Below are 22,477 nucleotides of genomic sequence, written 5' to 3'. Positions count from 1 at the left end.
CCGCAATTTAGTCGTTTCAAATTCCTCAGAATGACGGTATGTTTAGCATAGTGTGCTGCAAAAGCGCGGGCAGCCCCCGTTGGATTAGCTATCATATGCTTTTCCTATCGTTATAAACAAAATAATGCGCTAATAAACAACATCACAACAAATGCAAAAACCATAATAATGGGGAGCCTCAGGATGAATATGAAGGGTAAAGCGTTACTGGCAGGATGTATTGCCTTAGTTATGAGCAGCGCGGCGCTGGCGGACGATATCAAGATCGCGGTGGTCGGAGCGATGTCCGGCCCGGTGGCCCAGTACGGCGATCAGGAATTTACCGGTGCCGAGCAGGCGGTAGCGGATATCAACGCTAAGGGCGGCATCAAGGGCAATAAGCTGCAGATCGTCAAATATGATGACGCTTGCGACCCGAAACAGGCGGTAGCGGTCGCTAACAAAGTGGTCAACGACGGCATCAAATACGTTATCGGCCACCTGTGTTCCTCTTCCACTCAGCCGGCGTCTGACATCTATGAAGACGAAGGCATTCTGATGATTACCCCGGCTGCGACTGCCCCGGAGCTAACCGCCCGCGGCTATAAGCTGATCCTGCGCACCACCGGTCTGGACTCCGACCAGGGACCCACCGCGGCGAAATACATTCTCGACAACGTGAAGCCGCAGCGTATCGCAGTGGTACATGATAAACAGCAGTACGGTGAAGGCCTGGCCCGTGCGGTGCAGGATGGCCTGAAAAAAGGCGGGGCGAACGTGGTCTTCTTCGACGGGATCACCGCCGGTGAGAAAGATTTCTCCACCCTGGTGGCGCGCCTGAAGAAAGAGAATATCGATTTCGTTTACTACGGCGGCTACCACCCGGAAATGGGCCAGATCCTGCGTCAGGCCCGTGCTGCCGGTCTGAAAACCCAGTTTATGGGCCCGGAAGGCGTAGCGAACGTCTCCCTGTCTAACATCGCCGGCGAGTCGGCGGAAGGTTTGCTGGTGACCAAGCCGAAGAACTACGACCAGGTGCCGGCGAACAAACCGATCGTGGATGCGATCAAGGCGAAGAAACAGGATCCGAGCGGCGCCTTCGTCTGGACCACCTACGCGGCGCTGCAGTCGCTGCAGGCAGGCCTGAATCAGTCTGACGATCCGGCGGAAATCGCCAAATACCTGAAAGGCGCGACGGTAGACACCGTGATGGGCCCGCTGTCGTGGGATCAGAAAGGCGACCTGAAAGGCTTCGAGTTCGGTGTCTTTACCTGGCATGCTAATGGTACGGCGACCGACGCCAAATAATTTAACCGGCGCCTTTCACGCTGCAAATGCGTTGTCTGCGGCCCTCAACCCCGGTCACTTACTTGATGTAAGCTCCCGGGGATTTCGGGTCTTGACGCCTTTTTGCAACGCGAAATGCTGGGTTAAATGGGTGGGGGCCTTTCACGCTGCAAATGCGTTGTCTGCGTCCCTCAACCCCGGTCACCTACTGATGTAAGCTCCCGGGGATTTCGGGTCTTGACGCCTTTTTGCCACGCGAAATGCTGGGTTAAATGGGTGGGGGCCTTTCACGCCGCAGCTTTGTTGGCCGGATAAATGCTATCCGGCCTTCTCTTACCAGCCGCCACCGCCGCCGCCGCCGGAACCGCCGCCTGACGATCCGCCACCGGAAGAGCCGGAGCCGCTATAGCCGGAACCTGACGAGCCACCCTCTGAACGCTGCACCGGCTTCTCACTGGCCGCGGAATGACAGCTCTGGTAGAAATGATGCATATCCTGCCAGTCCGTCTGCTGTAACACTTCCGATATCGCACCGGTGCTGCTTAAGTATCGGGCAAAGGTATTTGCCCAGGTTTTTCCTACGCCGAGCGCCAGGGCGACCGGCAGCAGACTTTCAAAGTGCGCAATCCTCTCGTCGGGCGGATACAGTGTCTGATACCGCTTCTCTTCGGCCGTTTTAATATACCGTTTCAGCCCTTTGGCGACGGCCAGATCGTTTAACCCCTTCTGCGTATAGCGAGGTGTTTTCCAGGCGACGAACGCGCACAGTGCGATGGCGGTTAACAAGGCGCCAGGATAGCCGGCAGGAAGTTGGGTGAGGGGGAGCATGCCAAGCAGGAAAACACCGCCCGCCACGGTGGCGAAAGGGCTAAATACCAGCGCCATCAGGATCATAACTGGTCCCAAACTACGCAGGGTTTTCATCGGGTTGCGTAAAAATCTCAGGCACAAATACATCATCACCCCGCCGACCGATACAAACAGCAGACTGGGAACGGTGAGCGCCGCCGCCGCCGGGCTAAATCCGATGCCGCAAACGATCGGGATCAGCAGAGCAATATAGATACAATGACGCAGCGGTTTACCCCATGTCCGGCACAGCTGCGGTTTCTGCTCTTCACAACATTTTTCCAGCCATCTGCGCGCGTTTTGCATCAACGTTTGATGCGGCGTACTGAGATTGATGTTCTTACGTTTAGCGCTGAAAAGCAGGCTCATCAGCTGCTTTTCATTGGGGTTCAGCGGCTTATGTTTTTCGTCTGGCTGGCGGGAAAGCCACTGCTCATCAACAGAGGATGAAGACCACGCGCCTTTGGTTTGGTTTTTTTTACTCGTCAATCTGATTGCTCGTTTGGCAACCAGCCCCAGCAAATCGCTACTGAATGCCACATCGTCATACTTACGTTGCGTAATAAAGCGCAGATAGCCTGGCGACATCGCGGCGGGCAGCGAAAATAGCGGCGTCACCGGCGGCATTTTTAACCCCGCCGCCGTGACGTTTTTGCGCCACCACAGCCCGTAGTAGCCAACGAGCAGTAGCAGGGGAAGCCAGATAAGGCTGGTGGCCAGCGTCGGCACCAGTAAATGGACCAACGGCCAGACCGCTTCGGGCGCGGCGGCGCCTGCCAGAATATCTCGAGGCCAGGTATAGACCACGGTTAGCCCTTCGCCGGTGGCAAGGGGGCGGGAAGTTTGTATGCTGCCATCAGGCAGGATGATCGCATGGTGGTCTTTCGCCCCCTGACGACCAGTGTAAACATCAATGGTGCGCAACCTTGCATCTCTGCCATCCGCATTCAGCTGCCCGGTGGCGTCAGGCAGTACAAGCTGGAAACGGGCTTTCCCGATTGGCCAGCTCCAGTCGTTGCCCGTCACGTTCCAGTACAGCTCATCCCAGTCGGGGAAGCGGCTGAAATGGTTGCTAACCTGATAGCGAATTTCATAGTTATAGATACCTGGCTTCAGGGTGCGATCGGCGCTGCCAATGCGCACGGTCAGCGCTTTTGTCGTGCGATCGAGGCTGTAGGGTTCAGGGAGTCCATTGCGTGAGACCGATTTGATGACGTAATCAACGCTAAAAATTTTGCCGTCCTGCCGGTGCCAGGAGAGAGGTAGCGTGCGGAAAATGCCTCGCCGAATCTCCTTTCCGAGGGACAGCACGGTGATATTTTCCCGCATCTCCATGCTGCCGTTTGGCTGAAAACGCGCCAGGGAATCGAAAAAGAGAATATGTTCATACGCGGGAACCCGGCGGGCATTGGCCGGGAGTGGCGACGCCTCGGTGATAGCTTTATCGTCGCTGACGGCTAAGCCAGAGATGCTCAACAGCAGCAGCAACAGGCCAACACCGCGCAGTATCCGGGTGGACAACGTTGGCATGAGGTCACTCCATCCGGGGCAATTTGGCTTCTTCAGGGGACTCCAGTTCAAAGAAAAGTTCCGCCCTGAAGCTAAACAGGCGGGCGAGCAGCAGGCTGGGGAAAGACTCCACCAGAATATTAAACTCGCGGACCGTGGCGTTGAAGTAACGGCGGGCCATTTGCAGTTGTTCTTCTATTTCGCCAAGGGATTGCTGCAGCGAGAGGAAGTTTTCGCTGGCTTTGAGTTCCGGATAGGCTTCCGCCAGGGCGAATACACGGCTCAACGTTCCGGCATAGTGCTGCTCGCTGTCGGCCACCTGTTGGGGATTACCAATCAGAACGCTGCGCTGGCGGCCGATCTCTTCCAGCAGCTCCTTTTCGTGCTGCGCATAGCGCTTGACCAGGCTGAACAGATTGGGCGCCAGATCGTGACGGCGCTTGAGCTGGACGGCAATGCCGCTCCAGGCTTCGTCTTTGAAACGGCGTAACGAGATAAAACGGTTATAGGTGAAGATCGCCCAGATAAGGATCACGGCGACAATAGCCAGCCCGATATACATTTCCATATGTTTATTCCATGATTACTGCTGTTAAGCGCTTTGATGTGAATGATTTTTGCGCAATTTTACGCGTCAGCGAATCTTACCGCACGTGAAACGCCAGGAGAAACTGTGCTTGCAGATTAAATTCTGAAATATCACGCGAGCCTTTGTCCTGGCGGATATCTGACAGGACAATCCGCAGCTTCACGTTCGGGGAATCATGGCATTATCGTCGCAGCTTGAAATAAACAAGCCCAGCCGTTTACCCGCGGCTGGGCTTTATTCGCTTACCGGCAGACAGCCAATAAGCGCAATTTTACCCGGCGAACGATTTTCTTAATGTTTTTCCCAACCGGTCTGCTGGGCGCTAAAGCCGAGCGCCTGCATAAACGCTGCCATCACCCCGCGGTCTTCCACTCCGCTATCGGCAACGCGCCAGCTATTGATATTGGGGTTATCACGCAACGTCTCTTCCACTAAGTATTGCCCGACGCCGCGGCGGCGGGTCACTTCGCGCACGCACAGATCGCTGAGCTCGGCTTCGACGCCGCGCAGGGTGACGCGCACGGCGCCCAGCAGGCGCTCGTTAAAGCGAGCGGCGTAAAGGCGATGATTCTCATCGAGGGTCAGCGTCGACAGATCCTGCGACGGCCAGATTTTCCCCAGGTCGATGCGATCCTGATCGCTGAAGTGCTGTAAACGGATAATAGTCAGTTTCATGGGCGGCAAATCCAGTGCAAAACAGAGGCGCCAGTGTACCCAAAATTGCTGTCTGGCGGAGCGCTGTTTTTTGCGCATACATCAGGGGATTCGTTTTCCTGATGTTGTCAGGGTAGCGCAATCCGTCATGGATCGAAAAATAAGCAGGATTTTAACCTAATGTGCAGCGTTTTATTCCGCCTTATGTATCGTTATTTTATGCTGCAGGATGGACTTTTTTTTGTTTATCTTCACCAAAATACAGAATATTATCTTTGCTTAATCGACTGAAAAATAGAGATTTTAATCTGTTTTTTAGTGAAAAGCTGCGCTAAACCATTAAACTCAATGGTAAAAATGGCGTTGTTTAATAAAAGCACAGAATGCTTTTTAACCATAAAAATACAAAACATTTACACCACATCACGAACGGGGTTCTGCAGCATGAAAAGGAACGCGAAAACCATCGTCGCGGGCATTGTCGCATTAGCGATGTCGCACGCGGCGATGGCCAAGGATATTAAGGTCGCCGTGGTCGGCGCGATGTCGGGTCCAGTGGCCCAGTGGGGCGACATGGAGTTCAATGGCGCGCGTCAGGCGATTAAAGACATCAACGCCAGCGGCGGCATTAAGGGCGACAAGCTGGTGGCCGTCGAATATGACGACGCCTGCGATCCGAAGCAAGCGGTCGCGGTGGCCAACAAAATCGTCAACGACGGCATTCAGTACGTTATCGGCCACCTGTGCTCCTCTTCCACCCAGCCGGCTTCCGACATCTATGAGGATGAAGGCATCCTGATGATCTCCCCCGGGGCGACCAATCCGGAGCTGACCCAGCGCGGATACCAGTACATCATGCGTACCGCCGGCCTCGACTCCTCGCAGGGGCCGACCGCGGCGAAATATATCGTCGAGAAAGTCAAACCGCAGCGTATCGCCATCATTCATGACAAGCAGCAGTACGGCGAAGGGCTGGCGCGTTCGGTGCAGGACAACCTGAAGAAAGCCGGGGCCAACATCGTCTTCTTCGATGGCATCACCGCGGGGGAAAAAGATTTCTCCGCCCTGCTGGCGCGCCTGAAGAAAGAGAACATCGACTTCGTCTACTACGGCGGCTACTACCCGGAAATGGGCCAGATGCTGCGCCAGGCGCGCTCCGTCGGGTTGAAAACCGTGTTTATGGGGCCGGAAGGGGTCGGCAACGCCTCGCTGTCCAATATCGCGGGCGCCGCGGCGGAAGGCATGCTGGTGACAATGCCAAAACGCTACGATCAGGACCCTGCCAACAGCGCCATCGTCAACGCGCTGAAAGCGGAGAAGAAAGATCCGAGCGGACCGTACGTCTGGATCACCTATGCCGCCGTGCAGTCGCTGGCGCAGGCGATGGACAGAACCGGCAGCCAGCAGCCGCTGGATTTAATCAAAGATTTGAAAGCGCACGGGGCGAAAACCGTGATTGGGCCGCTGACCTGGGATGAAAAAGGCGATCTGAAGGGATTTGAGTTTGGTGTCTTCCAGTGGCACGCCGATGGCTCTTCGAGCGCGGCGAAATAAGCGCTGAAGACGAGTTATCCCTCCGCCTGCGAACCGCGGGCGGTTTGAAAAAGGTTACCTTATGTCCGAGCAGTTTCTCTATTTTCTGCAGCAGATGTTTAACGGCGTCACGCTGGGCAGTACCTATGCGTTGATCGCCATCGGCTATACGATGGTGTACGGCATTATCGGCATGATCAACTTCGCCCACGGCGAGGTCTATATGATTGGCAGCTATGTCTCCTTCATGATCATCGCCGCGCTGATGATGATGGGCATTGACACTAGCTGGCTGCTGGTCGCCGCCGGATTCGTGGGCGCCATTGTGATTGCCAGCGCCTACGGCTGGAGCATTGAGCGCGTGGCCTATCGGCCGGTGCGTAACTCCAAGCGCCTGATTGCGCTGATCTCCGCCATCGGGATGTCTATCTTCCTGCAGAACTACGTCAGCCTGACCCAGGGCTCCCGCGACGTGGCGCTGCCGAGCTTGTTTAACGGCCAGTGGGTCGTCGGCCACAGCGACAGCTTCTCCGCGACAATCACCACCATGCAACTGGTGATCTGGGTGGTGACCTTTATCGCCATGCTGGCCCTGACGCTGTTTATTCGCTACTCGCGGATGGGGCGCGCCTGCCGCGCCTGCGCGGAAGATCTGAAAATGGCCAGCCTGCTCGGGATTAACACCGACCGCGTCATTGCCCTGACCTTTGTCATCGGCGCAGCGATGGCGGCGGTGGCCGGCGTGCTGCTGGGGCAGTTCTACGGCGTGATTAACCCCTACATCGGCTTTATGGCCGGGATGAAGGCGTTCACCGCCGCCGTGCTCGGCGGGATCGGCAGTATCCCTGGCGCGATGATCGGCGGCCTGATCCTGGGTATTGCCGAGGCGCTCTCTTCCGCCTATCTCAGCACCGAATATAAGGACGTCGTTTCCTTCGCGCTGCTGATTCTGGTGCTGTTAGTGATGCCGACCGGCATTCTGGGCCGCCCGGAGGTGGAAAAAGTATGAAACCGATGCAAATTGCAATGGCGCTGCTCTCTGCCGTGATGTTCTTCATTCTGGCGGGCGTCTTTATGGGCGTGCAGCTGGAGCTGAACGGCACCAAACTGGTGGTCGATACCGCCGCCGATATTCGCTGGCAGTGGATCTTCATCGGTACCGCGGTGGTCTTTTTCTTCCAGCTGCTGCGGCCGCTGTTCCAGAAAGCGGTTAAGAACGTCTCCGGGCCGAAATTTATTATGCCGGCGATTGACGGGTCGACGGTGAAGCAGAAGCTGTTCCTGATCGCCCTGCTGGTGATTGCCGTGGCCTGGCCGTTTATGGTGTCGCGCGGCACGGTGGATATCGCCACCCTGACGATGATCTATATCATCCTCGGCCTCGGGTTGAACGTGGTGGTCGGCCTTTCCGGCCTGCTGGTGCTGGGCTACGGCGGGTTCTATGCCATCGGCGCGTATACCTTTGCGCTGCTGAACCACTATTACGGTCTCGGCTTCTGGACCTGTCTCCCGCTGGCCGGCCTGGTCTCCGCGGCGGCCGGTTTCCTGCTGGGCTTCCCGGTGTTGCGTTTGCGCGGCGACTACCTGGCGATTGTGACCTTAGGCTTCGGCGAGATCGTGCGCATTCTGCTGCTCAACAATACCGAGATCACCGGCGGGCCGAACGGCATCAGCCAGATCCCGAAACCGACCTTCTTTGGCCTCGAATTTAGCCGCAGCGCCCGCGAAGGCGGCTGGGATACCTTCAGCAACTTCTTCGGCGTCAAATACGATCCCTCCGACCGGGTGATTTTCCTCTACCTGGTGGCGTTGCTGCTGGTAGTGCTCAGCCTGTTCGTCATCAACCGCCTGCTGCGAATGCCGCTGGGCCGGGCGTGGGAAGCGCTGCGTGAAGATGAGATCGCCTGTCGTTCGCTGGGCCTGAGCCCGACGCGCATCAAGCTGACCGCCTTTACCATCAGCGCCGCGTTTGCTGGCTTCGCCGGCACGCTGTTCGCCGCGCGCCAGGGCTTCGTCAGCCCGGAATCCTTTACCTTCGCCGAGTCAGCCTTTGTGCTGGCGATCGTCGTGCTGGGCGGGATGGGCTCGCAGTTCGCGGTGATCCTCGCGGCTATTCTGCTGGTGGTCTCGCGCGAGTTGATGCGTGACTTCAACGAATACAGCATGTTAATGCTCGGCGGCCTGATGGTGCTGATGATGATCTGGCGTCCGCAGGGGCTTCTGCCAATGACGCGCGTGCAGTTGAAGCTGAAAAACGGTCAGGCGAAAGGAGAGCAGGCATGAGTCAGCCATTATTATCCGTTAGCGGCCTGATGATGCGTTTCGGCGGTCTGCTGGCCGTCAACAATGTGTCGCTGGAGCTCAGAGAGCGCGAGATCGTCTCGCTGATCGGCCCCAACGGCGCCGGGAAGACCACCGTCTTTAACTGCCTGACCGGTTTTTACAAGCCCACCGGCGGCACTATTCTGCTGCGCGACCAGCACCTGGAAGGGCTGCCGGGTCAGCAGATTGCGCGGATGGGCGTGGTGCGGACCTTCCAGCACGTGCGCCTGTTCCGCGAAATGACGGTGATTGAAAACCTGCTGGTGGCGCAGCATCAGCAGCTGAAAACCGGGCTCTTCTCCGGCCTGCTGAAAACGCCGGCCTTCCGTCGGGCGCAGAGCGAAGCGCTGGACAGGGCCGCCACCTGGCTGGAGCGTATCGGCCTGCTGGAGCATGCCAACCGTCAGGCCAGCAACCTGGCCTACGGCGACCAGCGTCGGCTGGAGATTGCCCGCTGCATGGTGACCCAGCCGGAAATTCTGATGCTCGATGAACCGGCGGCGGGGCTGAACCCGAAAGAGACCAAAGAGCTGGACGAGCTTATCGCCGAGCTGCGTAACCATCACAACACCACCATCCTGCTTATCGAACACGATATGAAGCTGGTGATGGGCATTTCCGATCGCATCTACGTCGTGAACCAGGGAACACCGCTGGCCAACGGGACGCCGGAAGAGATTCGTAATAACCCGGACGTGATCCGCGCATACCTTGGTGAGGCATAAGATGGAAAACGCGATGTTAACTTTTGACAACGTCAGCGCCCACTACGGCAAGATTCAGGCGCTGCACAACGTCAGCCTGCATATCAAACAGGGCGAGATCGTCACGCTTATCGGCGCCAACGGCGCGGGGAAAACCACCCTGCTCGGTACGCTGTGCGGCGATCCGCGGGCCTCCAGCGGGCGCATTGTCTTTGACGGTAAGGATATTACCGACTGGCAGACGGCGAAAATCATGCGTGAAGCGGTGGCGATCGTGCCGGAAGGGCGGCGCGTCTTTTCGCGTATGACGGTGGAAGAGAACCTGGCAATGGGCGGTTTCTTTGCCGACCGCGACCAGTTCCATACCCGCATCAAATGGGTGTATGAGCTGTTCCCGCGTCTGCATGAACGCCGTATTCAGCGCGCCGGCACCATGTCCGGCGGCGAGCAGCAGATGCTGGCGATCGGTCGCGCTCTGATGAGCCAGCCGCGCCTGCTGCTGCTGGATGAACCGTCGCTGGGGCTGGCGCCGATCATCATTCAGCAGATTTTCGACACCATCGAGCAGCTGCGCGAGCAGGGGATGACGATCTTCCTGGTTGAGCAGAACGCCAACCAGGCGCTAAAGCTGGCCGACCGCGGCTACGTGCTGGAGAACGGCCACGTGGTGCTGGAGGATACCGGCGACGCGCTGCTGGCCAACGAGGCGGTGCGCAGCGCCTATCTCGGTGGTTAATACATCGTAACCCGGCGTCGTTCATTTCGCCGGGTTGTAGCCCGGGCGAGGCGCTTGCGCCGACCCCGGGAGCCGATCGCACGAATACATTTAAAAGAGCCTGTCGGCTCTTTTTTTGTACATGTATGTTGTACAATAAAAGAGTACAGCTTTGGAGGTTTTTATGAGAACGGTTAACTATAGCGAAGCCCGGCAAAATCTGGCCGATGTGCTGGAAAGCGCAGTGACAGGTGTACCTGTGACCATTACCCGTCGTGGGCATAAATCTGCGGTCATCATTAGTGCAGAAGAGTTTGAACGCTACCAGGCGGCCAGAATGGATGATGAGTTCGCGGCTATCATGGCGGTTCATGGTGATGAGATCAGGGAGCTTGCGGATAAATGACGCTGCAGATTATCTCAGCGGAAGAGATAATACAGTTTCACGACAGGCTGCTCCGCGTCACGCCTGGCGTTGCCGGTATGCCCGATCCGGGGCGTGCCGAAGCGATAATGTATAGAGTGTTAAACAAAATTGAATATGAAGGTGTGACAGACGTGTGGCGTCTCGCTGCGATGCATCTGCTGGCGATTTCTCGCGGTCATATATTTAATGATGGTAATAAGCGTACAGCACTGTTTATTACCCTGCTTTTTTTAAAGCGAAATGGAATTATATTGCCGGCGAATCCGGACTTCGTCGGCATGACCGTCGAGGCGGCAGCGGGGCAACTTACCCTGGAACAGATTGTCGCGCGCTTGCGCGGATGACGGTTAAATCGTTGCAACCCGGCGGCGCTTCGCTTGGCGGGGCTACCCAAGCCGTTGTAGCCCGGGCGAGGCGCTTGCGCCGACCCCGGGAGCCAATCGCACAACTATTATCCGTGTCTCAGCTCCCACTTTACTTCCCCCGTCCTTTCATCGGCTTGTCATCTCTCTGACCCGTTACTATCTTTTTTTTGTAATAAAAAAGTTATTTTTCTGTAATTCGAACATGTCATGTTACCCCGCGAGCATAAAACGCGTGAAATCGCGCATCCGGCACAACAAGAGAGATAACCGATGATATCGTTACGACATACAGCTTTAGGACTGGCGCTGAGCCTGGCTTTTGCCGGTCAGGCCCTGGCGGTTACCACCATCCCATTCTGGCACTCAATGGAAGGCGAGCTGGGTAAAGAAGTGGATTCTCTGGCGCAACGCTTTAACGCGGCCAATCCTGATTACAAAATCGTTCCGGTATACAAAGGCAACTATGAACAGAGCCTGAGTGCTGGTATCGCCGCTTTCCGTACCGGCAACGCCCCGGCGATCCTGCAGGTGTATGAAGTCGGCACCGCCACCATGATGGCGTCAAAAGCCATTAAGCCGGTGTACCAGGTGTTTAGCGAGGCGGGCATCAAGTTTGATGAATCGCAGTTCGTGCCGACGGTATCCGGGTATTACACCGATTCGAAAACCGGCCATCTGCTCTCCCAGCCATTTAACAGCTCTACGCCGGTGCTGTACTACAACAAAGACGCCTTCAAAAAAGCCGGCTTAGATCCGGAGCAGCCGCCGAAGACCTGGCAGGATCTGGCGGCCTATACCGCGAAGCTGAAAGCCGCCGGGATGAAGTGCGGGTACGCCAGCGGCTGGCAGGGCTGGATCCAGATTGAAAACTTCAGCGCCTGGCATGGTCTGCCGGTGGCCACGAAAAATAACGGCTTCGACGGTACCGATGCGGTACTGGAGTTCAATAAGCCGGAGCAGGTGAAGCATATCGCCCTGCTCGAAGAGATGAACAAGAAGGGCGATTTCAGCTACTTCGGGCGTAAAGACGAGTCCACCGAGAAGTTCTATAACGGCGACTGCGCGATCACTACCGCGTCATCCGGCTCGCTGGCCGATATTCGTCAGTATGCCAAATTCAACTACGGCGTCGGCATGATGCCATACGATGCCGACGTGAAAGGCGCGCCGCAGAACGCCATCATCGGCGGGGCCAGCCTGTGGGTGATGCAGGGTAAAGACAAAGAGACTTACACCGGCGTGGCGAAGTTCCTCGACTTCCTGACCAAACCGGAAATCGCCGCCGAATGGCACCAGAAAACCGGCTATCTGCCGATCACCACTGCGGCCTACGATCTGACGCGCCAGCAGGGCTTCTATGATAAGAACCCGGGCGCCGATATCGCCACCCGCCAGATGCTGAACAAGCCGCCGTTGCCGTTCACCAAAGGCCTGCGTCTGGGCAACATGCCGCAAATCCGCACCATCGTCGATGAAGAGCTGGAGAGCGTGTGGACCGGCAAGAAAACCCCGCAACAGGCGCTGGATTCCGCCGTTCAGCGTGGGAATCAGCTGCTGCGCCGTTTCGAGCAAGCCACCAAATCGTAATCTGTAACTTGCCCGGTGGCGCTGCGCTTACCGGGCCTACGATGTGCCCTATGTAGGCCGGGTAAGGCGTAGCCGCCACCCGGCATTGTTCAGGAACCCAATCGCAATGTCCTCATCCCGTCCGGTATTCCGCTCGCGCTGGCTGCCCTATGTGCTGGTCGCGCCGCAGCTGATTATCACGCTGATTTTCTTTATCTGGCCCGCGGGCGAAGCGCTGTGGTACTCGCTGCAGAGCGTCGATCCGTTTGGCCTTTCCAGCCAGTTTGTCGGCCTGGATAACTTCGTCACGCTGTTCCACGACCCGTACTATCTGGACTCGTTCTGGACGACCATAAAATTCAGCACCCTGGTAACCGTCAGCGGCCTGCTTATTTCGCTTTTTTTTGCCGCGCTGGTCGACTATGTGGTGCGCGGCAGCCGCTTTTATCAAACGCTGATGCTGCTGCCGTATGCCGTGGCCCCCGCCGTCGCGGCGGTGCTGTGGATCTTCCTCTTTAACCCCGGGCGCGGGCTGATCACCCATTTCCTCGGCGAGCTGGGTTATGACTGGAACCACGCGCAAAACAGCGGCCAGGCGATGTTCCTGGTGGTCTTCGCCTCGGTATGGAAGCAGATAAGCTACAACTTCCTGTTCTTCTTCGCCGCGCTGCAGTCGATCCCGCGTTCGCTGGTTGAGGCCGCCGCCATCGACGGCGCCGGGCCGATTCGCCGCTTCTTCAAGCTGGCGCTGCCGCTGATTGCGCCGGTGAGTTTCTTTCTGCTGGTGGTCAACCTGGTTTACGCCTTCTTCGATACCTTCCCGGTGATCGATGCCGCCACCGCCGGCGGCCCGGTGCAGGCGACCACTACCCTAATCTACAAAATTTATCGCGAAGGTTTCGCCGGGCTCGATCTTTCCGCTTCCGCCGCGCAGTCGGTGGTGCTGATGTTCCTCGTCATTATCCTGACGGTGGTGCAGTTCCGTTACGTTGAAAGTAAGGTGCGTTACCAATGATTGAGAACCGTCGCGGGCTGACGATTTTCAGCCACACCATGCTGATTCTGGGTATTGCCGTCATTTTATTCCCGCTGTACGTCGCCTTCGTGGCGGCGACGCTGGATAACAAATCGGTATTTGAAACGCCGATGACGCTGATCCCCGGCGGACATCTGCTGGAGAACATGAAGGCCATCTGGGTAAACGGCGTCGGCGTCAACAGCGCGCCGTTCTGGCTGATGATGCTCAACAGCTTCATCATGGCGTTCGCTATTACGGTCGGCAAAATCGTGGTGTCGATGCTGTCGGCGTTCGCCATCGTGTGGTTCCGCTTTCCGCTGCGTAATCTGTTCTTCTGGATGATCTTTATCACCCTGATGCTGCCGGTCGAGGTGCGTATTTTCCCGACGGTGGAAGTGATCGCCAACCTCAACATGCTCGACAGCTACGCCGGGTTAACGCTGCCGCTGATGGCGTCGGCGACCGCCACCTTCTTGTTCCGCCAGTTCTTTATGACCCTGCCGGACGAGCTGATTGAAGCGGCGCGTATCGATGGCGCTTCGCCGATGCGCTTCTTCCGCGACATCGTGCTGCCGCTGTCGAAAACCAACCTCGCCGCGCTGTTCGTTATCACCTTTATCTACGGCTGGAACCAGTATCTGTGGCCGTTGCTGATTATTCAGGATGTGAATCTTGGCACCGCCGTCGCCGGTATTAAAGGCATGATCGCCACCGGCGAAGGTACTACCCAGTGGAATCAAGTGATGGCGGCGATGCTGCTGACCCTGATCCCGCCGGTCGTCATCGTTTTAGCCATGCAGCGCGCGTTTGTGCGCGGCCTGGTCGATAGTGAGAAATAAAATGGCTGGTTTAAAACTACAGGCAGTAAGCAAAAGCTGGGATGGCAAAACCCAGGTGATTCAACCGCTGACGCTGGACGTGGCGGACGGGGAATTTATCGTCATGGTCGGCCCGTCGGGCTGCGGGAAATCAACGCTGCTGCGGATGGTCGCCGGACTGGAGCGAGTGACCAGCGGCGATATCTGGATTGACCGTAAACGGGTGACCGAGATGGAGCCGAAGGATCGCGGCATCGCGATGGTGTTCCAGAACTATGCGCTTTATCCGCATATGAGCGTGGAAGAGAACATGGCGTGGGGGCTGAAGATCCGCGGCATGGGTAAGGGATTGATTGCCGAGCGCGTGCAGGAGGCGGCGCGTATTCTTGAGCTGGATGGCCTGCTCAAGCGCCGCCCGCGGGAACTGTCCGGCGGTCAGCGCCAGCGCGTGGCGATGGGCCGCGCTATTGTGCGTGACCCGGCGGTATTCCTCTTCGACGAACCGTTGTCAAACCTCGACGCCAAGCTGCGCGTGCAGATGCGTCTGGAACTGCAGCAGCTGCATCGGCGCCTGAAAACCACCTCGCTGTATGTCACCCACGATCAGGTCGAAGCGATGACCCTCGCCCAGCGGGTGATGGTGATGAATAAAGGCGTTGCCGAGCAGATCGGCACCCCGGTTGAGGTGTATGAAAAACCCGCCAGCCGCTTTGTGGCGAGCTTTATCGGCAGCCCGGCCATGAACCTGCTGGAAGGGCGCATCAGCGATGATGGCGGCCGCTTTGAGCTGGAAGGCGGCATGCAGCTGCCGATGAATCACGAGCACCGGCGCCACGCCGGGCGTAAAATGACCCTCGGTATCCGCCCGGAGCATTTTATTTTAAGCTCGCAGGCGCAAGGCGGCATTCCGCTGCTGATGGACACCCTGGAAATTTTAGGTGCCGATAACCTCGCCCACGGGCGCTGGGGCGAACAGAAGCTGGTGGTCAGATTGCCGCATCAGCAGCGCCCGGCGGTAGGCAGTACGCTATGGCTGCATCTGCCCCTGGAACATCTGCACCTCTTTGATGGTGAAACAGGACAACGCGCATGAGTAACTGGCCTTATCCCCGCATCGTCGCCCATCGCGGCGGCGGTAAACTGGCGCCGGAGAACACCCTGGCGGCTATCGACGTCGGCGCCCGCTACGGGCACACGATGATTGAATTTGACGCCAAGCTGTCGAAGGACGGGCAGATCTTTCTGCTGCATGACGATAACCTCGAACGCACCAGCAATGGCTGGGGCGTGGCGGGCGAGCTGGCGTGGGACGATCTGCTGAAGGTTGATGCCGGCAGCTGGTACAGCCGCGAGTTTAAGGGCGAACCGCTGCCGCTGCTCTCCCAGGTGGCGGAGCGCTGCCGCCGTCACGGCATGATGGCGAATATCGAAATTAAGCCGACCACCGGGCTGGGGCCACAGACCGGCAACGTGGTGGCGCTGGCCGCGCGTGAGCTGTGGAAAGGCATGACCGCGCCGCTGCTCTCATCCTTTGAAATTGATGCGCTGGAAGCGGCGCAAAAAGCTGCGCCCGAGCTGCCGCGCGGGCTGCTGCTGGATGAGTGGCGCGATGACTGGCGCGAATTGACCACCCGACTGGGCTGCGTGTCGATTCATCTTAACCACAAGCTGCTGGACGCGGCGCGAGTGGCAAGCCTGAAACAGGCCAGTCTGCATATCCTGGTGTATACGGTCAATAAACCCCAGCGCGCGGCGGAACTGCTGCGCTGGGGGGTAGATTGCATCTGCACCGATGCTATTGACGTCATCGGGCCGAATTTCCAGCCTTAAGGCTGATTTGCGGCGGACGATCTTTACGGGTTGGTCTGCCGCAGCATCCCGCCGTTGCTGTTTGGCAGCACCTGCTGTGGCGGATTGAGATTACCGCCCTGCGCCGCGCGCTGCTGATTAGTCTGCAGCTGGTTTTGCAAATGCTGCTGCTGCGAGCGGGTCTGATTATTCAGATCCTGCCTCAGCATGCTTTGCTGCTGCTGTTGCTGCACCTTCATCTCATTTTGCATACGCTGCTGGCTGGGGACCACGTAACCCGGCTGGTTAGGGTTGTTATTAACATTGATCGGCTGGGCTAATACGCCAAGCGGCATCAGCGCCGCCAGAAACAGAATCGCTTTCATGGTTTTCTCCTCCCGTGCGTGGGATCACTTAAGTGTACCTCGAATCCGCCATAACAATGATTTTTTAGGAGTTATCAACCAGGCTTAAGCGGGGAATGAAACCTACCTTTCAGGAGTAAGACAATGATAAAAACAACAATATGGCGTCAGGTGGTCATCGCTGCATTGCTGGCGGGGGGTAGTTTTACCGTCGCCGCCAATCCGCCGCCACCGCCGCCGGTCTCGTATGGCGTAGAGGAAGATGTGTTCCACCCAGTACGCGCCCGGCAGGGGATGGTGGCCTCGGTGGATGCGCTGGCCACCCGCGTCGGCGTAGATATTCTGCGCCAGGGCGGCAACGCCGTTGATGCAGCGGTTGCCGTTGGCTACGCGCTGGCGGTGACGCATCCGCAGGCCGGGAATATCGGCGGCGGCGGGTTTATGATGCTGCGTACTAAAGACGGTAAAACCACGGCGATCGATTTCCGCGAAATGGCGCCGGAACAGGCCACCCGCGACATGTTCCTTGACGACCAGGGCAACCCGGACAGTAAAAAATCACTGACTTCGCATCTCGCTTCCGGTACCCCAGGCAGCGTTGCGGGCTTCTCCCTCGCGCTGGAAAAGTACGGCACCATGCCTCTGAACAAAGTGATCCGTCCGGCGATTAAGCTGGCGGAAGAGGGGTTTATTGTTAACGATGCGCTGGCGGACGATCTGAAGACCTACGGCAGCGAAGTCATTCCCCAGCATGAAAACAGTAAAGCGATCTTCTGGAAGAACGGCGAGCCGCTGAAGAAGGGCGATCGGCTGGTGCAAAAGAATCTGGGGAAAAGCCTGGAGCTAATTGCCGAGCACGGCCCGGACGCCTTCTATAAAGGGGCCATTGCCGAGCAGATCGCTGACGAGATGAAAAAGCATGGCGGGCTTATCACCAAAGCCGATCTCGCCAGCTATAAGGCCGTCGAGCGCACGCCGGTTAGCGGTGAATATCGCGGGTATGAGGTCTACTCCATGCCGCCGCCGTCCTCCGGCGGGATCCACATCGTGCAGATCCTCAATATCCTCGAAAACTTCGATATGCAGAAATATGGCTTTGGCAGTGCCGACGCCATGCAGGTGATGGCGGAAGCGGAGAAGCATGCCTATGCCGACCGCTCTGAATATCTCGGCGACCCTGATTTCGTCAACGTGCCGTGGCAGGCGCTGACCAGCAAAGCCTACGCCAAAGCGATAGCCGCCGAGATCGACGTCAACAAGGCGAAGCCTTCCAGCCAGATCCGTCCGGGCAAGCTGGCGCCGTATGAAAGCAACCAGACCACCCACTTCTCGGTGGTCGATAAAGACGGCAATGCGGTGGCGGTGACCTATACGCTGAATACCACCTTCGGTACCGGCATTGTGGCCGGCGATTCCGGGATTTTGCTCAATAACCAGATGGATGACTTCTCGGCGAAGCCTGGCGTGCCTAACGTCTATGGTCTGGTGGGCGGCGACGCCAATGCGGTGGAGCCGAAAAAACGCCCGCTGTCGTCGATGTCGCCGACCATTGTGGTGAAAGACGGCAAAACCTGGCTGGTGACCGGCAGCCCGGGCGGCAGTCGGATCATCACGACCGTGCTGCAGATGGTGGTCAATACCATCGATTTCGGGATGAACGTCGCGGAGGCCACCAACGCGCCGCGCTTCCACCATCAATGGCTGCCGGACGAGCTGCGGGTGGAGAAAGGCTTTAGCCCGGATACCCTGAAGCTGCTGGAGGCGAAGGGGCAGAAAGTGGCGCTGAAAGAGGCGATGGGCAGTACTCAGAGCATCATGGTGGGGCCGGACGGCATGCTGTATGGCGCCTCCGATCCGCGTTCGCCGGATGATTTAACGGCGGGGTATTAAGGGATGTGCCGGGCAGCGCGACGTTTGCCCGGCAGGGATACCCGTGTAGGCCCGGTAAGCGTCGCGCCACCGGGCGATATATGGATTACTTCAGCCGCGCCATAAAACAGGCATCCACGTATTCGCCGTTGCGCAGCGCGAAGCGCTTGCCGGTCCCTTCGATGACAAAGCCGTGTTTCTGGTACACCGCGATGGCCCGGGCGTTATCGGCGAACACCGTCAGCTCAATACGCTCGACCCGAAGCCAGTTATCGCACAGATCGATCATCTCGCGCATCAGCGCGCTGCCGATGCCGCGTCCCTGATGGCCGGCGGCAACCGCCATGCCAAAGGTTGCGACGTGGCTGCGCCGAGGGCGCGGCTCAACATGGAGCGACAGATGTCCGGCGACCTGCTCGCCCAGCGTCGCCACCAGATGGAAGGTATGGGGTTTGGGCTGTAGCTTCTCCTGCCAGGCTTCCATCGATGGATAGGGGATCTGTAGCGTGTCATGATAGACCTCCGGGTGCGCCATCAGCATACGTAAAGGTTCAGCATCGCGCGGTTCGGCATGGCGTATCACTATGTCACTCATTCCCTTATCCTCTTTTTGGTTGTCGATTCCTCTCCACCATCTCTGACGGCAGCCGGGGAGTCAATGTTGTTTTTTGCAAAAAAAAGTAGACAAGTGCGAATGAGAATGATTATTATTGTCCTGCATTCAGGGAGACCCTTGCGGAAAGCCTGAAAGCACGACATTGCTCACATTGCTTCCAGTATTACTTTAGCCAGCCGGGTGCTGGCTTTTTTTTTGCGTCTCGCCGATCGCCTCGATGCTTTGCTGTAGATCCGCCAGCAGAGTGAGGAGGCTGCTCCTCCGCGGCCAGCCCTGCCACTTCTCCACCGATTTGCCGCCTTGTGTAATGGCAAAGTGCTGCTTTAACTTTATGTAAATTCACGCGTTATTGATGTGTCCGTCGGGGTGATGCTCGCACGGTTTTTCTGGCGCATCGTCGCGGAAAGCGGACACAGGGGATGAAGTCATCTCCCGGCTTGCGCTATGGTTAAAGGCAGCTCATCAACTAAGGACAGCGTTATGACTCTGCACTGCGCATTTATTGGCTTCGGCAAAAGTACCACCCGCTACCATCTTCCTTACGTTTTACACCGCCAGGACCGCTGGCAGGTGGCGCATATCTACCGCCGCCGGGCGAAGCCTGAGGAGCAGGCGCCGCAGTATTCCCATATCCATTTCACCAGCGATCTTGATGACGTGTTAAACGACCCACAGGTCAAGCTGGTGGTCGTCTGCACTCACGCCGACAGCCATTTTGAATATGCGAAAAAGGCGCTGGAGGCGGGGAAAAACGTGCTGGTGGAAAAACCCTTCACCCCGACGCTGGAGGAAGCAAAAACCCTGTTTGCGCTGGCAAACAGCAAAGGTCTGACGGTGACGCCCTACCAGAACCGCCGCTTCGACTCCTGCTTCCTGACCACCAAAAAGGTGATTGAGAGCGGGAAACTCGGCGAACTGGTGGAGATCGAAAGCCATTTCGATAACTACCGCCCGGTGGCGGAAACCAACCCTGGCGGCCCACAAAACGGCGAGTTCTATGGCCTTGGCGTGCATACCCTGGATCAGATCATTTCGTTGTTCGGCCGCCCGGACCATGTCTCTTACGACCTGCGCTCGCTGCGCAACAAAGCCAACCCGGATGATACCTTTGAGGCCCAGCTGTTCTACGGCGATCTGAAGGCCATCATCAAGACCAGCCACCTGGTGCAGATCGACTACCCGAAATTTATCGTTCACGGCCATAAGGGTTCGTTTGTGAAGTATGGCATTGACCAGCAGGAGACCAGCCTGAAGGCCAATATCATGCCGGGCGAGCCAGGGTTTGGCGCGGACGACAGCGTCGGCGAGCTGGTGTATGTCAACGAGGCGGGGGAGACGGTGCGTGAAGCGGTGCCGCTGGAGACCGGCGACTACGGCCGGGTGTACGACGCGCTGTATGACACCCTCGTCAACGGCCAGCCGAATTACGTCAAGGAATCTGACGTTCTCACCAATATGGAGATCCTGCAGCGCGGCTTTGAACAGCCTTCTCCGGCCACCATAACCCTTACCCGATAAGTCAAATTGGCTCCTCTGCGCTTGTTCATATTTTTTGAACAGAGGAGTCAATTTTCACCCTCTATGATCGCCGGCGAAATGGGTCCACACTGATTCCATCGAAAACATACGGGGGTGCAACATGATCTACTTACGCAAAGCGAACGAACGTGGCCACGCTAACCATGGCTGGCTGGATTCCTGGCATACTTTCTCTTTCGCCAACTATTATGACCCGAACTTTATGGGCTTCTCCGCCCTGCGGGTGATTAACGACGACGTCATCGACGCCGGTCAGGGCTTCGGTACCCACCCGCACAAAGACATGGAGATCCTGACCTATGTGCTGGAAGGGGCGGTGGAGCACCAGGACAGCATGGGCAACAAAGAGCAGGTGCCGGCGGGTGAGTTCCAGATTATGAGTGCGGGTACCGGGGTGCGCCACTCTGAGTACAACCCGAGCAAAACCGATCGTCTGCGTCTGTATCAGATCTGGATTATTCCGGAAGAAACCGGCATTACCCCGCGCTACGAGCAGCGCCGCTTCGACGCCGCGCAGGGTAAACAGCTGGTGCTGTCGCCGGATGCACGTGATGGCTCGCTGAAGGTGTATCAGGATATGGAGCTGTATCGCTGGGCGCTGCTGAAAGATGAGCAGTCGGTTCATCAGATTGCCGCGGAACGCCGCGTGTGGATCCAGGTCGTCAAAGGTGAAGTGACCATCAACGGTACCAAAGCCACCACCAGCGACGGTTTGGCCATCTGGGACGAGCAGGCGATTTCGGTTCACGCCGACAGCGATAGCGAGATCCTGCTGTTCGATCTGCCGCCGGTTTGATTGTTATCTGAGCCAGCTTAAATAAATTGCGCAACCTTCTCTAACATCGGGGAAGGTTGCGCTTTGTCCGTGATAAACTGAGAAAATGTTTCCCCGTTGATCACAGTCAGGACGATGAAAAAGAAAAGACCCGTACTTCAGGATGTAGCCGATCTTGTCGGCGTGACCAAAATGACGGTCAGTCGCTATTTACGCAACCCGGAGCAGGTCTCCGAAGCGCTGCGTGGCAAGATTGCCGTTGCCCTCGATGAACTGGGTTATATTCCCAATCGCGCCCCTGACATTCTCTCCAACGCCACCAGCCGCGCCATCGGCGTGCTGCTGCCGTCGTTAACCAACCAGGTCTTCTCGGAAGTGCTGCGCGGTATCGAAAGCGTCACCGACGCCTTCGGCTATCAAACCATGCTGGCGCACTACGGCTATAAGCCGGAAATGGAAGAGAAACGCCTCGAATCGATGCTCTCCTGGAACATTGACGGCCTGATCCTCACCGAACGCACCCATACGCCCCGCACCCTGAAGATGATTGAAGTCGCCGGCATTCCGGTGGTGGAGCTGATGGACAGCCGGTCGCCGTGCCTCGATATCGCCGTCGGGTTCGATAACTTCGAAGCGGCGCGACAGATGACGGCGGCGATCATTGCTCGCGGCCACCGCCACGTTGCTTATCTCGGCGCGCGTCTTGATGAACGTACTATCATCAAACAGAAGGGGTACGAGCAGGCGATGCTTGACGCCGGGATGACGCCCTATAGCGTGATGGTGGAGCAATCTTCGTCCTACTCGTCGGGGATTGAGCTGATGCGCCAGGCGCGCCGCGAATATCCGCAGCTTGACGGTATTTTCTGCACCAACGATGACCTTGCGGTCGGCGCGGCCTTTGAATGTCAGCGCCTGGGGCTGAAGATCCCCGATGATATGGCGATCGCCGGGTTCCACGGCCACGATATCGGCCAGGTGATGGAGCCGCGGCTGGCCAGCGTTCTGACCCCGCGCGAGCGAATGGGGCGCATCGGTGCCGAACGGCTGCTGGCCCGCATTCGTGGTGAAGCGATTACCCCTAAGATGTTAGATTTAGGTTTCACATTGTCACCGGGCGGATCAATTTAAACTGACAAGTTTGAAGTAGATCACACATATTCACATCTGGCACGAATGGATATTGCTTC

Annotated in this window: 22 protein-coding genes; 17 read left to right on the top strand and 5 right to left on the bottom strand. The window is 57.5% G+C overall.

The window, feature by feature from the left end:
- The first annotated feature begins 183 nt into the window (after window positions 1-183).
- Window positions 184-1,287, top strand: a complete 1,104-nt coding sequence (livJ, locus tag ACKLKD_RS10325; RefSeq protein ID WP_087806362.1) for a branched chain amino acid ABC transporter substrate-binding protein LivJ — start codon at window positions 184-186, stop codon at window positions 1,285-1,287.
- Window positions 1,288-1,599: 312 nt separating this feature from the next.
- On the opposite strand, the gene ACKLKD_RS10320 is transcribed toward livJ, so the two are convergent.
- The 3 genes from ACKLKD_RS10320 to panM all read right to left on the bottom strand — a co-directional run bounded on the left by ACKLKD_RS10320 (window position 1,600) and on the right by panM (window position 4,888).
- Window positions 1,600-3,645: a DUF2207 domain-containing protein gene (locus ACKLKD_RS10320; RefSeq protein ID WP_080897532.1), complete on the bottom strand. Its 2,046-nt coding sequence runs from the start codon at window positions 3,643-3,645 to the stop codon at window positions 1,600-1,602.
- 4 nt (window positions 3,646-3,649) lie between these two features.
- The gene (locus tag ACKLKD_RS10315; RefSeq protein ID WP_019704666.1) at window positions 3,650-4,192 is read right to left on the bottom strand and encodes a LemA family protein; all 543 of its coding nucleotides are present in this window, start codon (window positions 4,190-4,192) and stop codon (window positions 3,650-3,652) included.
- A gap of 312 nt (window positions 4,193-4,504) precedes the next feature.
- On the bottom strand, window positions 4,505-4,888 hold the full coding sequence (gene panM, locus ACKLKD_RS10310) for an aspartate 1-decarboxylase autocleavage activator PanM (RefSeq protein WP_025710757.1): 384 nt from the start codon (window positions 4,886-4,888) through the stop codon (window positions 4,505-4,507).
- Between the two features lie 423 nt (window positions 4,889-5,311).
- Here panM and livK point away from each other — a divergent pair, with 423 nt between their 5' ends.
- The 12 genes from livK to ugpQ all read left to right on the top strand — a co-directional run bounded on the left by livK (window position 5,312) and on the right by ugpQ (window position 16,165).
- Window positions 5,312-6,421: a high-affinity branched-chain amino acid ABC transporter substrate-binding protein LivK gene (livK, locus tag ACKLKD_RS10305; protein ID WP_002920808.1), complete on the top strand. Its 1,110-nt coding sequence runs from the start codon at window positions 5,312-5,314 to the stop codon at window positions 6,419-6,421.
- Between the two features lie 61 nt (window positions 6,422-6,482).
- A complete protein-coding gene (livH, locus tag ACKLKD_RS10300; RefSeq protein WP_002920807.1) occupies window positions 6,483-7,409 on the top strand; it encodes a high-affinity branched-chain amino acid ABC transporter permease LivH in 927 nt (308 codons plus the stop codon).
- Complete coding sequence (livM, locus tag ACKLKD_RS10295) at window positions 7,406-8,683, top strand: branched chain amino acid ABC transporter permease LivM (RefSeq protein WP_004174005.1); 1,278 nt, start codon at window positions 7,406-7,408, stop codon at window positions 8,681-8,683. Before livH ends, livM begins: the two co-directional genes overlap by 4 nt.
- Entirely contained in the window at window positions 8,680-9,447 is a 768-nt protein-coding gene (gene livG / locus ACKLKD_RS10290) for a high-affinity branched-chain amino acid ABC transporter ATP-binding protein LivG (RefSeq protein WP_002920803.1), read from the top strand. Before livM ends, livG begins: the two co-directional genes overlap by 4 nt.
- 1 nt (window position 9,448) lies before the next feature.
- Window positions 9,449-10,162 (top strand): high-affinity branched-chain amino acid ABC transporter ATP-binding protein LivF, encoded by a 714-nt coding sequence (livF, locus tag ACKLKD_RS10285; protein WP_075204191.1) that lies wholly within the window; start codon window positions 9,449-9,451, stop codon window positions 10,160-10,162.
- Window positions 10,163-10,325: 163 nt separating this feature from the next.
- The gene (locus tag ACKLKD_RS10280) at window positions 10,326-10,547 is read left to right on the top strand and encodes a type II toxin-antitoxin system Phd/YefM family antitoxin (RefSeq protein WP_004174006.1); all 222 of its coding nucleotides are present in this window, start codon (window positions 10,326-10,328) and stop codon (window positions 10,545-10,547) included.
- Entirely contained in the window at window positions 10,544-10,912 is a 369-nt protein-coding gene (locus ACKLKD_RS10275; protein WP_002920800.1) for a type II toxin-antitoxin system death-on-curing family toxin, read from the top strand. The genes ACKLKD_RS10280 and ACKLKD_RS10275 overlap by 4 nt, the downstream gene beginning before the upstream one ends.
- A 291-nt stretch (window positions 10,913-11,203) precedes the next feature.
- Window positions 11,204-12,520 carry a sn-glycerol-3-phosphate ABC transporter substrate-binding protein UgpB gene (gene ugpB, locus ACKLKD_RS10270; RefSeq protein ID WP_008806974.1) on the top strand — a complete coding sequence of 439 codons (1,317 nt, stop codon included), beginning with the start codon at window positions 11,204-11,206 and terminating at the stop codon, window positions 12,518-12,520.
- A gap of 106 nt (window positions 12,521-12,626) precedes the next feature.
- Window positions 12,627-13,514, top strand: coding sequence for a sn-glycerol-3-phosphate ABC transporter permease UgpA (gene ugpA, locus ACKLKD_RS10265; RefSeq protein ID WP_015369328.1), 888 nt, complete (start codon window positions 12,627-12,629; stop codon window positions 13,512-13,514).
- Window positions 13,511-14,356, top strand: coding sequence for a sn-glycerol-3-phosphate ABC transporter permease UgpE (gene ugpE, locus ACKLKD_RS10260; protein ID WP_025710761.1), 846 nt, complete (start codon window positions 13,511-13,513; stop codon window positions 14,354-14,356). The genes ugpA and ugpE overlap by 4 nt, the downstream gene beginning before the upstream one ends.
- 1 nt (window position 14,357) lies before the next feature.
- Entirely contained in the window at window positions 14,358-15,428 is a 1,071-nt protein-coding gene (locus tag ACKLKD_RS10255; protein ID WP_025710762.1) for a sn-glycerol-3-phosphate import ATP-binding protein UgpC, read from the top strand.
- Window positions 15,425-16,165: a glycerophosphodiester phosphodiesterase gene (gene ugpQ, locus ACKLKD_RS10250; protein ID WP_025710763.1), complete on the top strand. Its 741-nt coding sequence runs from the start codon at window positions 15,425-15,427 to the stop codon at window positions 16,163-16,165. The genes ACKLKD_RS10255 and ugpQ overlap by 4 nt, the downstream gene beginning before the upstream one ends.
- Window positions 16,166-16,188: 23 nt before the next feature.
- On the opposite strand, the gene ACKLKD_RS10245 is transcribed toward ugpQ, so the two are convergent.
- The gene (locus tag ACKLKD_RS10245; protein ID WP_025710764.1) at window positions 16,189-16,509 is read right to left on the bottom strand and encodes a DUF2756 family protein; all 321 of its coding nucleotides are present in this window, start codon (window positions 16,507-16,509) and stop codon (window positions 16,189-16,191) included.
- A 123-nt stretch (window positions 16,510-16,632) separates the two neighbouring features.
- On the opposite strand from ACKLKD_RS10245, the gene ggt reads away from it, so the two are divergent.
- Window positions 16,633-18,378: a gamma-glutamyltransferase gene (gene ggt, locus ACKLKD_RS10240; RefSeq protein ID WP_025710765.1), complete on the top strand. Its 1,746-nt coding sequence runs from the start codon at window positions 16,633-16,635 to the stop codon at window positions 18,376-18,378.
- An 85-nt stretch (window positions 18,379-18,463) separates the two neighbouring features.
- Here the strand turns inward: ggt and ACKLKD_RS10235 are convergent, their stop codons facing one another.
- Complete coding sequence (locus ACKLKD_RS10235; protein WP_025710766.1) at window positions 18,464-18,940, bottom strand: GNAT family N-acetyltransferase; 477 nt, start codon at window positions 18,938-18,940, stop codon at window positions 18,464-18,466.
- 513 nt (window positions 18,941-19,453) lie between these two features.
- Here ACKLKD_RS10235 and ACKLKD_RS10230 point away from each other — a divergent pair.
- The 3 genes from ACKLKD_RS10230 to gntR all read left to right on the top strand — a co-directional run bounded on the left by ACKLKD_RS10230 (window position 19,454) and on the right by gntR (window position 22,418).
- A complete protein-coding gene (locus ACKLKD_RS10230; RefSeq protein WP_025710767.1) occupies window positions 19,454-20,491 on the top strand; it encodes an oxidoreductase in 1,038 nt (345 codons plus the stop codon).
- Window positions 20,492-20,612: 121 nt separating this feature from the next.
- Window positions 20,613-21,308 carry a pirin family protein gene (locus ACKLKD_RS10225; RefSeq protein WP_002920779.1) on the top strand — a complete coding sequence of 232 codons (696 nt, stop codon included), beginning with the start codon at window positions 20,613-20,615 and terminating at the stop codon, window positions 21,306-21,308.
- A gap of 114 nt (window positions 21,309-21,422) precedes the next feature.
- A complete protein-coding gene (gene gntR, locus ACKLKD_RS10220) occupies window positions 21,423-22,418 on the top strand; it encodes a gluconate operon transcriptional repressor GntR (protein ID WP_002920777.1) in 996 nt (331 codons plus the stop codon).
- The last annotated feature ends 59 nt before the right edge of the window (window positions 22,419-22,477 follow it).

This window comes from Klebsiella sp. 10982 (assembly GCF_048589245.1).
In the GTDB taxonomy this organism is placed as follows: domain Bacteria; phylum Pseudomonadota; class Gammaproteobacteria; order Enterobacterales; family Enterobacteriaceae; genus Klebsiella; species Klebsiella quasivariicola.
Note: the sequence above shows the minus strand (reverse complement) of the source record. Positions and strands in the feature narration are given on the sequence as shown.

Bases quoted from the DNA above. Each gene is read 5' to 3' on its own strand.
- livJ (WP_087806362.1), top strand. From the start codon at position 184: ATGAATATGAAGGGTAAAGCGTTACTGGCAGGATGTATTGCCTTAGTT.
- ACKLKD_RS10320 (WP_080897532.1), bottom strand. From the start codon at position 3,645: ATGCCAACGTTGTCCACCCGGATACTGCGCGGTGTTGGCCTGTTGCTG.
- ACKLKD_RS10315 (WP_019704666.1), bottom strand. From the start codon at position 4,192: ATGGAAATGTATATCGGGCTGGCTATTGTCGCCGTGATCCTTATCTGG.
- panM (WP_025710757.1), bottom strand. From the start codon at position 4,888: ATGAAACTGACTATTATCCGTTTACAGCACTTCAGCGATCAGGATCGC.
- livK (WP_002920808.1), top strand. From the start codon at position 5,312: ATGAAAAGGAACGCGAAAACCATCGTCGCGGGCATTGTCGCATTAGCG.
- livH (WP_002920807.1), top strand. From the start codon at position 6,483: ATGTCCGAGCAGTTTCTCTATTTTCTGCAGCAGATGTTTAACGGCGTC.
- livM (WP_004174005.1), top strand. From the start codon at position 7,406: ATGAAACCGATGCAAATTGCAATGGCGCTGCTCTCTGCCGTGATGTTC.
- livG (WP_002920803.1), top strand. From the start codon at position 8,680: ATGAGTCAGCCATTATTATCCGTTAGCGGCCTGATGATGCGTTTCGGC.
- livF (WP_075204191.1), top strand. From the start codon at position 9,449: ATGGAAAACGCGATGTTAACTTTTGACAACGTCAGCGCCCACTACGGC.
- ACKLKD_RS10280 (WP_004174006.1), top strand. From the start codon at position 10,326: ATGAGAACGGTTAACTATAGCGAAGCCCGGCAAAATCTGGCCGATGTG.
- ACKLKD_RS10275 (WP_002920800.1), top strand. From the start codon at position 10,544: ATGACGCTGCAGATTATCTCAGCGGAAGAGATAATACAGTTTCACGAC.
- ugpB (WP_008806974.1), top strand. From the start codon at position 11,204: ATGATATCGTTACGACATACAGCTTTAGGACTGGCGCTGAGCCTGGCT.
- ugpA (WP_015369328.1), top strand. From the start codon at position 12,627: ATGTCCTCATCCCGTCCGGTATTCCGCTCGCGCTGGCTGCCCTATGTG.
- ugpE (WP_025710761.1), top strand. From the start codon at position 13,511: ATGATTGAGAACCGTCGCGGGCTGACGATTTTCAGCCACACCATGCTG.
- ACKLKD_RS10255 (WP_025710762.1), top strand. From the start codon at position 14,358: ATGGCTGGTTTAAAACTACAGGCAGTAAGCAAAAGCTGGGATGGCAAA.
- ugpQ (WP_025710763.1), top strand. From the start codon at position 15,425: ATGAGTAACTGGCCTTATCCCCGCATCGTCGCCCATCGCGGCGGCGGT.
- ACKLKD_RS10245 (WP_025710764.1), bottom strand. From the start codon at position 16,509: ATGAAAGCGATTCTGTTTCTGGCGGCGCTGATGCCGCTTGGCGTATTA.
- ggt (WP_025710765.1), top strand. From the start codon at position 16,633: ATGATAAAAACAACAATATGGCGTCAGGTGGTCATCGCTGCATTGCTG.
- ACKLKD_RS10230 (WP_025710767.1), top strand. From the start codon at position 19,454: ATGACTCTGCACTGCGCATTTATTGGCTTCGGCAAAAGTACCACCCGC.
- ACKLKD_RS10225 (WP_002920779.1), top strand. From the start codon at position 20,613: ATGATCTACTTACGCAAAGCGAACGAACGTGGCCACGCTAACCATGGC.
- gntR (WP_002920777.1), top strand. From the start codon at position 21,423: ATGAAAAAGAAAAGACCCGTACTTCAGGATGTAGCCGATCTTGTCGGC.